The sequence below is a fragment of the Alteromonas sp. 14N.309.X.WAT.G.H12 genome (assembly GCF_036697315.1).
In the GTDB taxonomy this organism is placed as follows: domain Bacteria; phylum Pseudomonadota; class Gammaproteobacteria; order Enterobacterales; family Alteromonadaceae; genus Alteromonas.
On the sequence record NZ_JBAHZB010000005.1, the window covers coordinates 40,040 to 54,220 of the forward strand.

The following is a 14,181-nucleotide window of genomic DNA, read 5'->3' on the forward strand; positions in this document are numbered from 1 at the left end:
ACACCATTCGTGCTATTATGGCGGCTCAAGCAAGTCGCACCGAGCGCCTTGCCAAGGCCGATGATGTCATCGACAACAATGGCAAGCTGTCAGCGCTGCCTGCCTTAGTGGACAAATTGCATCACAAATACCTTAAGCTCGCTTCTGCCTGATCCTGCTTTATCGGCTCATTAAGGGGCAAATTCACGTCAGGGGTTGAAATTTTCACACTTTTGCGTTGTAGTGCTAGGCGATATAACAGAGAGGCCTTCATGACCACCACAACTTTCGAATTTCCACTTAAAGAAAAGGTGCGGAATTATCTGCGTATAGAACATTTGCTCGGGCAATTGAAAACCGGGGCGTCAACACAGAATACCGCGTTACAAGTGTATTTTTTCGAGCAGTTATTTACGCTAATGGATCTGTTAGAGCGACTGGATATGCGCTCAGATCTGTTAAAAGATCTGGATACCCATGAGCGTAACCTGATTTTATGGTCCAGCTACCCCAATATCGATAAAAAAGCTTTAGAGCAAACCTTGCAATCCATTGTGGCGCTTAGAAGCAATATTAAAGCAGAGCGAAAATTGGGCAGCGCCCTAAAAGAAGATCCTTTTTTATCGGCCATTCGCCAACGATTTTCCATTCCCGGCGGCGTATGCAGTTTTGACTTACCCAACCTGCATTTTTGGCTAAACAGCCCGCAACAAGGCCAGCAACAAGATATGAAGCAGTGGCGAAAATCCCTTGAATCATTAGAAGAAGCCGTGGCCATATTACTTTCTTTTTTACGGGAAAAATCCACCTTTGAACCTATCACCGCGGAAAACGGTTTTTATCAAGGGGTGGCCGACGACAAAAACGAACTGATTCGGGTAAAATGCGATATTAGCGAAGGGTTTTATCCCACCTTAAGTGGGAATAAATACCGCTACTCCATTCGCTTTATGTGGTTTAACGCCAAGCCAGGCCAATCCCCCTCGGTGGAAAACCCGGTGACATTTACCCTGGCGGCCTGCTAAACTTCCTTGTATTAACTGAACTACGATAAAGAACCGGTTGTGAAAGTCAATTGCCCTACTTGTAACACCCTTGTGGAATGGTCTTCGACCAGCCTGTATCGCCCTTTTTGCTCCAAGAAATGTCAGCTTATTGATTTGGGGGAGTGGGCCACAGAAGACAGAGCCATTCCTGCCACAACACAAACCCCTGAGACGCCAGAAAACATGCCGGATATTGAAGATATCGAAGCCATGTTAAGTCAGCAACAGGATGATTTTTTTAAACACTGATCCTCACCGGACATTATCTTCTTAGTTCCGGTTTCGCTTTATTAAAAGGTGAGTAAACTATGCTCAATTCCATCGTTTTAACGGGTGGTGCCCATGGTAATGAAACCAGCGGCATTGAATTAATTCGCCAATGGCAACAAAGCGGCTTACCGGCACGCTTTAATGGGTTAAATGTACGTTGCGCCCTAGTCAATGAAAAAGCCATCGACGCCAACGTGCGCTTTTTAGATGAAGATTTAAACCGCCAGTTTACCCCTGAGCGTCTTGCTACCGATAACCCGGCGCAAGAAGCCCTACTCGCCAAAAAGTTGAATGAAGAATTCGGCCCTAAAGGCCCATCTTCGGCCACCGACTTTTTTGTTGATGTGCACAACACCACCAGTCAAATGGGTGCCACCTTAATCATTTTAGAACACGATGAGTTTAATATTGCTCTAGCCCGTTTTGTGAAGCAGGCTATGCCAGAAGCCAATATCCTCATCGAAGATGAAAAGACCTTTGCGTCCCATGGCTACCTTTGCACACTGGGCAAAAAAGGGGTGATGATTGAAGTGGGCGGCCAACCCCAGGGCGTGCTGCGCGAAGATATATATTTACTGACCGAAAAAATGGCAGAAGCCATCCTTGATTTTTGTCTGGCGTGGAACGAAGAACAGGCGCTTTCCCGGCTCCCTCCTTGCGAAGCCTTTCGATTGGGTAAAGAAGTCAGTTTTCCATTAGATGAAAAAGGGCAACGAAAAGCCATGATCCATCATCAGTTGCAGGATCGAGACTTTAAGCCTTTAGCTCAGGGCGCACCAGCATTTACTGGGTTTGATGGCACAATTTACCACTGGGAAGAAGACACCACCTACCCTCATTTCATTAATGAAGCGGCCTACCACAAATTACATGTGGCTTTTGCCACCGCCAGCCGTATTACCTTGTAACAGGCATAAAAAAACAGGCGTTTTACGCCTGTTTCTTTTACTACTTAGATAAAGCACATGCCACGGTCAAAGCAGCAAAAGCCAGTTTTTAGTGTTTTAGCAAGGCATCGATAATGGCCACATTGGCATCGGGGAATGCCTTGGGATCAAGCTGATTTACAACACACCACAGCCCATCCTGACCTTCTAAACCCGCTGGTTCACCGGTAAATTCAGAGACGGTAAACACCTCTAAACACACCCGTTTATCACCATAATCGTGGGTAACGGTAACAAGGGGTTCGCCGTTTAATACGGTGATCCCCACTTCCTCTTTTAGTTCTCGGCGCAAGGCTTCAATGGCGGTTTCACCATCATCCACCTTACCACCGGGAAACTCCCATTTGCCGCCTTGGTGCTTATCTGAGGGGCGTTTACAAATAAACACCTGATCCTCACGCAAAATAACGCCTACCGCGACCTGCACTGTGCTCATTTATGACAACTTACCACAGCACTGCTTGTACTTTTTGCCCGAACCACAAGGACAGGGATCGTTACGGCCTACTTTCGGCCCTTCACGCATGGCGGTGCGTACCGGCGCATTACCCGCCGCTTCAGGCGTCGAAGACGATTCCTGGGTATCTTCATGCTCGAATTTCTTAGGCAGCTCATCGGCTTGTCGACGTTGCTCTTCAACCTTCTCCACATCCGATTCTGCTTGCACCTGTACCCGGCTTAAAATGGTGATCACTTCCACTTTTAACGCTTCGAGCATACTGGAAAACAGTTCAAAGGATTCCCGTTTGTATTCCTGCTTGGGGTTTTTCTGCGCATAACCACGCAAATGAATGCCCTGACGCAGATGATCCATAGCCGCCAAATGTTCTTTCCAGTGGCTATCTAAGTTTTGCAACATGATGGCTTTTTCGAACTGACGCAATACGTCGGGCCCTACCACATCTTCTTTGGCTTTATAGGCACCTTCAATTTCTTCTAAAACTCGTTCACGGATCCGCTCTTCATAAAGCTTGTCATCATTATCAAGCCACTGCTGTACCGGTAAATCCACTTTAAAGTCAGCTTTCAGTCGCTCTTCTAAGCCGGGCACATCCCACATTTCTTCTAGCGATTGCGGGGGAATATACTCATCCACAATCCCGTTAACCACGTCCACGCGAATGGCTTTAATGGTTTCACTGATATCACCTTCATCAAGCAGTTCGTTACGTTGTTCGTAAATCACTTTACGCTGATCATTGGCCACATCATCGTATTCCAGCAACTGCTTACGAATATCAAAGTTACGGCCTTCCACTTTGCGCTGGGCGTTTTCAATGGCACGGCTAACCCAAGGGTGCTCAATGGCTTCACCATGTTCCATACCCAAGCGTTTCATCATGCCGGCCATTTTTTCCGAAGCAAAAATACGCATTAGGGCATCGTCAAGAGACAAATAGAAACGGCTTGAGCCCGGATCACCCTGACGACCAGAACGGCCTCGCAACTGATTATCAATTCGACGGGATTCGTGGCGCTCAGTCCCAATAATATGCAGTCCGCCGGCTTCAAGCACTATTTTATGCTGCTCTTCCCACTCATCTTTAAGTTTCTGGATTTGTGCCTCAGTAGGGTTTTCCAGCTTTTCAACTTCTGCCCGCCAGTTACCACCTAATACGATATCCGTACCACGACCCGCCATATTGGTAGCAATGGTCACGGCACCGGGTTTACCGGCCTGCGCGATGATATCCGCTTCTTGTTCGTGGAATTTGGCGTTTAGGACCTTATGGGGAATTTTTTCCTTTTTAAGCACCCGAGACAATAATTCAGAATTTTCGATAGACACAGTACCGACTAATACCGGCTGGCCTTTTTTCACCGTGGCACGAATATCGGCCACAATGGCGTCGTATTTTTCCTGGGCGGTAAGGTAGATCAAATCCGCCATATCTTTACGTACCATAGGGCGGTTTGTGGGAATAACCACGGTTTCTAAACCATAGATATGCTGGAATTCGAAGGCTTCGGTATCCGCAGTACCTGTCATCCCAGCCAGTTTTTCGTATATACGGAAGTAGTTCTGGAAGGTAATAGAAGCTAGCGTTTGGTTTTCATTTTGAATTTTCACCCCTTCTTTGGCTTCCACAGCCTGGTGTAATCCTTCTGACCAACGACGTCCTTCCATGGTACGACCAGTATGTTCATCAACAATAACAATCTGATCGTCTTTAACGATGTAATCCACATCCCGCTGGAATAACTTGTGCGCCCGTAAAGCGGCATTAATATGATGCAGCAGCGAGATATTCCCCGCTGCAAACAAGGATTCACCTTCAGGTAAAATGCCTTTTTGATGGAGGATCTCTTCTACGTGGATCTGACCGTGTTCGGTAAGGTGAATTTGCTTGGCTTTTTCGTCAACGGTGTAATCACCATCGCCTTCTTGGCCTTCTTCATCTTCCTGTTCTTGCTGCACAAGTTCAGGGATCACCGTATTGATGGCTTTATATAATTGCGAACTGTCTTCGGCGGCACCAGAAATAATTAACGGTGTACGGGCTTCATCAATTAATATGGAGTCAACTTCATCCACCACGGCATAATGCAAAGGTCTCTGCACCCGGTCTTTAGGACTAAAGGCCATGTTGTCCCGCAAGTAATCAAAACCAAACTCGTTATTGGTTCCGTACGTGACATCGGCGTGGTAAGCGGCCCGTTTCATGTCAGGGGCCATACCCGGCACGTTACACCCTACGGTCATGCCAAGGAATTCAAACAACTCTCTGGACCAATCGGCATCCCGTCGGGCAAGGTAGTCGTTCACCGTTACCACATGTACCCCTTTGCCAGTTAAGGCATTCAGGTAAGTAGGTAAGGTCGCGGTAAGGGTTTTACCCTCACCTGTACGCATTTCTGCAATCTTTCCTGAGTGGAGTACCATGCCGCCAAGCAATTGCACGTCGAAGTGACGCATGCCATAAACCCGTTTACTGGCTTCCCGAACTGTGGCAAAAGCGTCAATAAGGATATCATCGACACTTTCCCCTTTTTCCAGTCTGGCTCTGAGTTCTGCGGTTTTGCCTTTTAACTGCTCATCTGACAGCGCTTCATAGTCCTTTTCAAGCGCATTAATGGCATCGACGTTCTTTTTTAATTTTTTTAATAGTCGGTCATTTCGGCTACCGAATACTTTTCTCAGGATGCTTGCAAACATTTGGTTGATGATTCCACTACTTTTATACGAGAAACCGGCGTCCCGGATACTCTCGTCGATTTAAAAAAATGACACTGCGCGTGTTAAGCCACTGTGCCACCCTATCTGATTTGGCAGCTTATGTTCCCATAAGCTGGATTCTGGCTGCTACCGGTTATCGTCGCTTGACGACAAAAGGCAGAGGATCGATCGGTTGTCCGTTTCTTATTACTTCGTAGTGTACATGTGTGCCGGTAGAACGGCCGGTGCTTCCCATAATGGCAATAGGCTGCCCTTTGGTAACCACATCTCCCACAGAGACTAATAGCCCTTGATTGTGCCCGTAACGGGTCACCATGCCATCTCCGTGATCAATTTCTACTAACACGCCATAACCATTCCGTTTGCCAGCCCAAGTCACTATGCCTGCGGCTGTAGCTAAAACGTCATCTCCCGCTTTACCGGCAAAATCCACGCCTTTATGCATGGCAGGTTTACCGGTAAACGGATCGGTACGCATTCCGTAATAAGAAGACAACCATCCCGACGCTATCGGTCGACCAGATAATTGACTCTGTTGTTGGATATGATGCCCCCGAACCAGACTTTCAAGCATGGCTAGCTGCTGTTTTTTTGCTTCCACAGACTTTGCTACCAACGCCAGCTGCTGCATTAGGGGGTCATTTTCCACGTTCTTTAATGTAGAGTCTGGGGTAAAGGCAGACAAATCTTGTGCCTCCATCCCGAATTCGGCGGCAATTAACTTGCCTTGTTCGTCGAGTTGAGCCACCGTCGATTCCACGTCGGCCAGACGTTTTGCCAGCATAGTAAGCTGTTGGCGGGTTTTTTCGGTGAGTTTCTCAACATCGGTATTTTCGGATTCATTGACGGCCTGAGCCAATTTGATTCTGGCAATATCTTCAGACACTGAATCGGTACTTCGACTGGATACTAACATGAACAGAGACGACAACACCGTAAAGCTCACCAGTGTTCTCACACTGATGCTTTTTCGGTAGCGACGCTGTTTACCTATTAAGGAGATGGTTAGTTTCATTCGTCTTTCTCAATAAAATCTGCGCTAGTTTAACGCCGATCAGGCAAATGAACAAACCACAATGAGATACCCAGCGATTTTTTTTTATACCAAAGGCTAAAAAAAGACGTTTTTTAGCCGTTTTCTACTCTGGATTGCTTTATTTTGTTTGCCGAGGACATAATATGCTCCGAGCCGCGCAAATCAAAATGATGACTGCGCAATAACATTTCCGGTGTTAATTTCGCGACATCCACACTGAGTGTTGATGGCATATCCACTTTTGGCTGCATATGTAACCAGCCGGCTTTCCCGCCCCGTTTTACCAAATACATCGCCTTGTCTGCCAAGATGAGTGAATGTTCCCATTGCCAGTTCGACAGTCCACTATGATGATAACAAACGCCTGCCGAACAACTGGGTTTTGTGGGCAGTTCACAAGCGTGGGGCCAAACATTGGTGGCGATGGCGTCCATCAGACGCTCCATAAACTCCGCCACCGATACCCCCACATCCAACAAAATAAGAAATTCTTCGCCACCCCAGCGCACAAGATGATCACTGTCTCGTACCTGACGCCGTAACAGATCACAAAAGGCCACCAAGATATCATCGCCCACCGAATGACCAAGTTGATCGTTTAAGATCTTAAAGTTATCAATATCCAGTAGGATACAACAAACCCCTTTATCCAGTCGCTGACACCGGGCAAGAATATGATCGATATACACATCTAAATAGCGGCGGTTTTTAAAACCGGTGAGAGCATCGGTTAAGCTGGCTTCTTCTAACTGCTTGTTCGCTTCCTCCAGTTGCTTGTTGGCTTTATCCAGTGCCATGGTGCGTGCCGCTACCATCTCTTCCAAGCGGGCTTTACTGTGCTCTAACCGGCGCATACGTAATTGCACCACGCCCCACAGCGCGAGGATGCCAAGACACACGAAAATGCCAATCATCCAATTTTGTTCATACCAGTAAGCCGGCACAGTGAAACGGTATGTTGCCGGTGCAGACCACGCCCCTTGCTCATACATACGGGTTTGTACCTTAAACTCATACGTGCCCGGTGGTAGATTAGTGTAAAAGGCTTCGCGGCGAGAAAGAGCGGCGCTCCATTCTGGGTTATAGCCTTCAAGCATGTAGCGAAAACGCAGGGCACTGTTGCGATAAAATTTAGGACTGGAATATTTAAACCCCACATTACGCTGGCCGCGGGGCAAAACCACACCATTGCTGTCATACCAGTGGTTTTCCGCTTCCATGCCTTCGATAACTGGCTGCGGTAAGGAAACCGAATCGATGGCCTGACTTAAATCAATCTCAGCCACGCCGTTTAACGTGGGCAAGTACATCATGCCATTATGTAAAAGCCCTTTTGCATTTCCCGCCCCATTGCAACAACGAATTCCGTCGGTATTGGCTTCGGCACCGTAATCATCAACCAGCACCTGAATATCCAAGGCGTGCTTTGGCGTCAATGATGCCAGCGAAACTTTATACACCCCTTTGGAGCTGGAGATAACCAGCGCGCCATCATACTCAGCGGCATATAAGGCATTTTTAGCCGGTAGTATTCCTGCATCGGGCCAATACCAGCCAGTGTCAGTTTGAATGCCTAACCCAGCTTGAAATGTACCGACCACCATTCTTCCATCATGCAGCTGGGTAAAAAAAGCAATTAAACTGGAACTGAGGGTGTCATCCTCATAAAAGGTGGTCAACTTGCCCTTGGCGTATTGGTAAGCCCCTACCGCCGTACCAATCCACAATTGACCATTTTGATCAGTAAATACCGCCCGGGTGTTTACGCTTTTTAAAGATAAGCGTTTAGATTCATTCACTAAGGATTTGCCATTCCAGCTATACAGACCTTCCAAGGTGGCGATCCAAATTTTGCCATCCGGCGTTTCGGTCACCCCGTTAACCTGATAGTTTTGCAAACTGGGGAATTGCCGTAGCACCTTAAAATCACCATCAAGCATAGCAACGCCAGCGCGTGTCCCGGCCCAAATACGCTGCTGACTATCCACAAACAAGGTATATACCACCGGATTAGGAAGTCTCTCATCGTTCACTAACGGCGTAAAATGGCCCTCTTTAAAACGATATAACCCAGCATTACTGCCCACCAGAATATCATCCTGATACTGAGAGAAGGTCCACACAAACGGTTGTGACAGGCCAGCCTCGATTCCATAGTTACGGGAGCCGTCGAAGCGCAATCGTAAAAGACCATGGGTACGACTGCCCAGCCATAAATTACCCAGCCTATCTTCAAACGCAGCAACAAACCAAGGCAGTGTTTTCCCATCAATACCGGACACTTCCTCCACAATCTTGTCGCCGTAGATTTGCAGTAATATTTGTTCGCAAGCTATCCACAAATTACCTTTAGAATCGGCATAGAGCATGCCAACGGCATCAGTGACGGGTTTGCCACCAAAAACCGCCAGGGTAAGTTGACCATCGTCCTCAACCCGGTATACCCCCTTTGACGTGCCCACCAACACCTGATCCTGATACACAACCAGATGATTAATCTGAAAATTACTCGGTTGGCCTTTAAGAGATATAATTTGGTAAGTGCCGTCATTTTTAAACTTCACCAGGGCGTTATTAAACACGGCCCAAAGAAATTCCTGGTGCTTAACCAACGCGGTGACTGGCCCTAACCCCATTTTGATTTTATCAATGGTGAGGGCCGTTTTATCTACGATAAAGATATCGTTACCCCCCACATAAATCTTGCCAGCAAACTCAGTGATCCCTTCGATCTTTCCCAAACTGTCGTCACCGGCGTCTAACTTTGTAAAGGTACTTCCCCGCTTAACAATCAATCCCGTGGACGCGCCAACCCATAATTGATCTAATGAATCAACAAACACCGAACGCAAAATAGGATCCAGCAAAACTGGAGAATCTTCCGTGCCATAGGCGCGAAAGTGATGGCCGTCAAAACGGGCCAGTCCACCTTCTGTGGCAACCCAGATAAACCCGGTTTTATCTTGGGTAATACTCACCGCAGAAACTTGCGGCATATTGTCCCGCGTATCCCAAAGACGCTGATGGTAAACAGAATAAGGAATGGGCGAATGTTGCATATCCGCGACAGTTTTTTCAGAAGAACTGGCGATGGCAGGAATAGCTGAAAATAAAACGAAGAACAACACCAAGCTTCTAATCAGGCTAACTCGGCGAATTTTATACATATAAGAAAATACAGAGACTACACACACATCTGTAATGATCATCGGCTCCACTCACGTTGCTACGACTTAAGATGACTGTAAAACTAGACCGAAATGCTAGGATCAATAAAGCTTTCTTAAAGAATAACATGCCAAGGGCCTGTATATCTTTTCTAGCGTTTTACTCTTTAGTCTAAGTTTCCGATGCGCCCATAAAAAAACCGCCCGGGGGAAGGCGGTTTTTTCGATTAGGCTAATACAGGTTGTGCATAGCGAATAGGTAGTTCATCCTCATTTTCATAGGTAATGAACTCCCAACAATCTTGCTGAGATAATACGGCATTGAGCAGCTTGTTATTCAAGCCATGGCCTGTTTTAAAGGCAGCCAATTCACCGATGATACTATGACCACCCATGTAGAGATCACCCACAGCATCAAGCACCTTGTGCTTAAGAAACTCATCGTCGTAGCGTAAACCTTCAGGATTAAGGATCCTAAAATCATCCAGCGCCACGGCATTTTCCATGCTGCCACCTAAGGCTAGATTATTCGCGTTCATGTATTCAAGATCGCGCATAAAACCGAAGGTACGAGCACGACTGACTTCGTTAACGTATGAACAGCTGTCAAAATCCATCACCATATGCTGGCGGGTTTGACTGATCACCGGGTGATCGAAATCGATACGAAAATCAACACGGAAACCATCATAGGGACGTAACTCGGCCCATTTGTCACCGTCTTCAACACGTACAGTTTTAGTAATGCGAATAAAACGCTTAGGTGCGTTTAACTCTTCAATACCTGCCGCTTGCAGAAGAAAAACAAAAGGACTGGCACTGCCATCCATAATCGGTAATTCGTGACTGTCAACTTCAACAATGATGTTATCGATGCCCAGGCCAGCCAACGCCGATGCCAGATGCTCAACAGTATGAATACTGACACCATCTTCGTTATTAACACACGTACAAAGCATAGTATTGCCAACCGCATTTGCACGGGCAGGAATATCAACAAAAGGGTCAAGGTCGATGCGACGGAACACAATTCCTGTGTTCGCAGGCGCAGGCCGGAGAGTCATAGTGACCTTCTCCCCTTTGTGCAAACCAATACCGGTTTCTTGCACCGATTGTTTGATTGTACGTTGTCTAATCATGTCGTTGCTTTTACCTGTTCAAAAAGCGGCCGCATAGCGTACAGATATAATGTGACAAAGTCAATTATACCGGCGAAAGCGCGCACCTTATTTTAACACCCTATCTGTTACTCAGACACCGATCTCGATGGATTAGTTCCGAACAACCAATGTCTTAGTCAGCTTGTTTACGCAAGAATGCCGGAATATCCAAATACTCCAGATCATTATTTGGCTGCGCATCATTATCGACTTTCAAGGCTTGATTGCCGTCTGTCGTGCCAACACTGTTAGTGTCTGATGCAGATGTCGTGCCAAATTCTCTTGCCGAGCCCGTTAAACGAGAACCTTCAGAGCTTACCAGCGAAATATCAGGCTTTCTTTCTGCCCCGATACCGGTGGCAACCACTGTGACTCGTAGCTCTTCAGCCAGCTCCATATCGATTACCGTACCCACAACCACGGTGGCATTCTCAGACGCAAAAGCTTTAACCGCATTACCCACAGTTTCAAATTCATCGATAGAAAAATCAGGTCCGGCGGTAATATTTACAAGAATACCCCGCGCACCCGATAAATCGATGTCTTCCAACAATGGACAGGCGATAGCGGCTTCCGCGGCTTCTTCGGCACGATCTGCGCCAGATGCCACACCGGTTCCCATCATTGCAGTGCCCATTTCGGACATCACGGTTTTCACGTCTGCAAAGTCAACGTTAATCAAACCTGGACGGGTAATGAGTTCAGCAATACCCTGTACGGCCCCATTTAACACGTTGTTCGCTTCGCTAAACGCCTGCAATAAAGGTGTGCCTGGCCCCATGACTTTCAATAACTTTTCATTAGGGATTGTGATAAGTGAATCGACGTTTTTCGACAACTCCACAATACCCTGTTCAGCAAATGCTGTACGTTTCTTTCCTTCAAAGGGGAAAGGTTTCGTTACTACCGCAACGGTTAAGATCCCCATCTCGCGGGCAATTCTTGCCACCTCTGGTGCGGCACCCGTTCCCGTACCACCGCCCATACCGGCAGTGATAAAAACCATATCTGCGCCATCTAAAGATTGACGAATGGTTTCACGATCTTCGTGCGCAGCTTCCCTTCCTATATTAGGATCGGCACCTGCGCCCAAACCTTTAGTCACAGATGATCCAATTTGCAAAGTGACATCAGCACTGGAGCTACGCAAAACTTGAGCGTCTGTATTCACCGCAATGAATTCCACACCTTCAATGTTTTGTGCCACCATGTGTTCTACAGCGTTACCGCCGCCGCCACCTACACCAATGACTTTGATTACAGCTTCTTCGCCGTGGCTATCTATTAATTCAAACATACTTACTCTCCGGATTGGTACGTCTAACAACACTAAGCCAGGTCATAATTCGCCGATCACCTGCTTCCATGCGATCGTATGCCATTGTCTTAGCGCCCCCAAAAATTAAAATTAAAATTCACCTTTAAACCAGCTTTGCACCCGTTGAAAAAAACTATCACCGGACTTCTGCTTACTGGATTTCTTATTGTCAGCTTGCATTTTACCGTAGTGGAGCAAGCCCACTACGGTTGCAAAACTTGCGTCATCGGTATATTCCGACAACCCGCGCATATTTATTGGTTTTCCTACTCTAACCGGCATCTGGAAAAGCTCTTCGGCAAATTCCACCGCCCCTTCCATTTTGGCGGTCCCGCCGGTTAGTACAAGTCCAGCGGCAATTTGTTCTTCAAAACCACTGGCTCGAATTTCCTTTTGTACCAGTTCAAACAACTCCTGATAACGAGGTTCGATAACCTCTGCCAACGTATGACGAGACATCGCCCGCGCTGGTCGCCCACCCACACTGGGCACTTCAATATTCTCTTCCATGCTCACCATGTCTTTTAAGGCGCAAGCATAGTTCACTTTAATTTCTTCCGCATTGCTAATGGGTGTGCGGAAAATCTTAGCGATATCACTGGTTATCTGATTACCCGCTACTGGGATCACTGCGGTATGACGAATCGCACCATCGGTATAGATCACGATATCCATGGTACCGCCACCAATGTCAACCACACAGACGCCCAGCTCACGCTCATCATCGGTCAACACCGCATAACTGGATGCCAGCGCTGAAAAAATTAACTGATCAGAATTCAGTTCACAGCGTTCAATACACTTCACCAAGTTCTTTGCCATATCGTCGGCACAGGTAATAATATGGGCTTCTGCCTCCATACGAACACCTGACATCCCCACCGGGTTCTTGATGCCTTCTTGCACATCAATGGTAAATTCCTGGGGTAACACATGTAATAAACGTCGTTCCGCCGCAATAGGTACAGAGCGCGCAGCATGGATCACGTTATCCACGTCTTCTTGTGTCACTTCCTGATTGTTAATCGGCACCATGCCCCGTTCATTTTGGCATTTCACATGACGCCCCGAAATCGCCATGAATACTGACGATACCCGGCAATCGGCCATCAATTCCATTTCGCTAACGGCCCGCTGTACCGATTTAACCACCAGATTAAGATCGTTCACGCCGCCTTTGTCCATCCCCTGTGAACGTTGCGTACCCACGCCAACTATACTTATCTGCTCATCATCTAGCAGTTCACCGACAACAGCTTTAACATTGCTGGTGCCGATATCCAGTCCGACAATCAGATTACGCTCAGCAGGTTTTGACATTGTGCTTATAAACTCTCTTATTAACTTTTTTCATCATTTGCATCTCGCCAGCCAACGGCCAGCCCGGTATCATATCGCAGATCAACATATTTTATGGCTTTAGGCTGTCTGGCCAACAACGGATAGACATCAATAAAGCGCTGTAATCTATCAATAAATTCTTGTCTACCTAAATTTAATTCAATGCCATTTGCCAGTTGTATTTCCCAAGCAAAGCGCTCACTTAACGACAATTCTGTAATCGGCATTGCCGTTGTCGCCAATAACGACTGCATGGCATTGAAGCCTTCAAGGGCCGTTTTTTCGCTTCCTCCGGGACCGAATAACTTCGGCAATGACAACCCTTCTGCACTGGCACTAAAGGTTTCCCCGTAAGGATTCAGCAAAAAATCATCGTTCCATTGCGCCACCGGCGTTTGCTCAACCAAATAAATCTTCAACGTATTTGGCCATTGCTTACGCACCGATGCCCGATAAATCCAAGGCTGAGATTCAACCAGCTGGTAAACTTCGTTCACATCCAGCGAAAAAAAACTGCCCGGCTGAGCCTCACGAATTAAGCGCTCCAGTCGTGGAATATCCACATGACTAAATTCACCTGAAAAATCGACTACCTGCACCGGTGCCCTTTGGGCATCCTGCAGATAATCGCGTATTTTCAGTGCGCCAACAGTAAGACTCGCCATCACTGCGACCAAAAACAGAACACCTGACCATAGTCGGATCCGTTTTTGCGTTTTTTCCGCCATCGTCAGCCTCG

11 protein-coding genes are annotated in these 14,181 nt (G+C 47.1%); 3 read left to right on the forward strand and 8 right to left on the reverse strand.

The features are described 5' to 3' along the window. The first annotated feature begins 251 nt into the window (after positions 1-251). From zapD to V5298_RS03920, 3 genes are read left to right on the forward strand one after another with little or no spacing between them, the layout of a single operon-like run. The gene (zapD, locus tag V5298_RS03910) at positions 252-1,004 is read left to right on the forward strand and encodes a cell division protein ZapD (protein ID WP_332930163.1); all 753 of its coding nucleotides are present in this window, start codon (positions 252-254) and stop codon (positions 1,002-1,004) included. 39 nt (positions 1,005-1,043) lie between these two features. Next, positions 1,044-1,274 carry a DNA gyrase inhibitor YacG gene (gene yacG, locus V5298_RS03915; protein ID WP_332930164.1) on the forward strand — a complete coding sequence of 77 codons (231 nt, stop codon included), beginning with the start codon at positions 1,044-1,046 and terminating at the stop codon, positions 1,272-1,274. A 59-nt stretch (positions 1,275-1,333) separates the two neighbouring features. Beyond that, on the forward strand, positions 1,334-2,203 hold the full coding sequence (locus V5298_RS03920) for an aspartoacylase (protein ID WP_332930165.1): 870 nt from the start codon (positions 1,334-1,336) through the stop codon (positions 2,201-2,203). A gap of 88 nt (positions 2,204-2,291) precedes the next feature. Here the strand turns inward: V5298_RS03920 and mutT are convergent, their stop codons facing one another. From mutT to V5298_RS03960, 8 genes are all read right to left on the reverse strand, one after another. Next, positions 2,292-2,678, reverse strand: coding sequence for an 8-oxo-dGTP diphosphatase MutT (mutT, locus tag V5298_RS03925; protein WP_332930166.1), 387 nt, complete (start codon positions 2,676-2,678; stop codon positions 2,292-2,294). Continuing rightward, positions 2,679-5,399 carry a preprotein translocase subunit SecA gene (secA, locus tag V5298_RS03930; RefSeq protein WP_332930167.1) on the reverse strand — a complete coding sequence of 907 codons (2,721 nt, stop codon included), beginning with the start codon at positions 5,397-5,399 and terminating at the stop codon, positions 2,679-2,681. It lies immediately after the preceding gene. 154 nt (positions 5,400-5,553) lie between these two features. Next, a complete protein-coding gene (locus V5298_RS03935; RefSeq protein WP_332930168.1) occupies positions 5,554-6,435 on the reverse strand; it encodes a M23 family metallopeptidase in 882 nt (293 codons plus the stop codon). 113 nt (positions 6,436-6,548) lie between these two features. After that, positions 6,549-9,665, reverse strand: coding sequence for a diguanylate cyclase (locus tag V5298_RS03940; protein WP_332930169.1), 3,117 nt, complete (start codon positions 9,663-9,665; stop codon positions 6,549-6,551). A gap of 185 nt (positions 9,666-9,850) precedes the next feature. Next, positions 9,851-10,762: a UDP-3-O-acyl-N-acetylglucosamine deacetylase gene (gene lpxC, locus V5298_RS03945; protein ID WP_332930170.1), complete on the reverse strand. Its 912-nt coding sequence runs from the start codon at positions 10,760-10,762 to the stop codon at positions 9,851-9,853. A 154-nt stretch (positions 10,763-10,916) separates the two neighbouring features. Next, positions 10,917-12,080 (reverse strand): cell division protein FtsZ, encoded by a 1,164-nt coding sequence (ftsZ, locus tag V5298_RS03950; RefSeq protein ID WP_332930171.1) that lies wholly within the window; start codon positions 12,078-12,080, stop codon positions 10,917-10,919. A 111-nt stretch (positions 12,081-12,191) separates the two neighbouring features. Then, positions 12,192-13,421 carry a cell division protein FtsA gene (ftsA, locus tag V5298_RS03955; protein WP_332930172.1) on the reverse strand — a complete coding sequence of 410 codons (1,230 nt, stop codon included), beginning with the start codon at positions 13,419-13,421 and terminating at the stop codon, positions 12,192-12,194. A 20-nt stretch (positions 13,422-13,441) separates the two neighbouring features. Then, positions 13,442-14,170: a cell division protein FtsQ/DivIB gene (locus tag V5298_RS03960; protein WP_332930173.1), complete on the reverse strand. Its 729-nt coding sequence runs from the start codon at positions 14,168-14,170 to the stop codon at positions 13,442-13,444. Between the last annotated feature and the right edge of the window lie 11 nt (positions 14,171-14,181).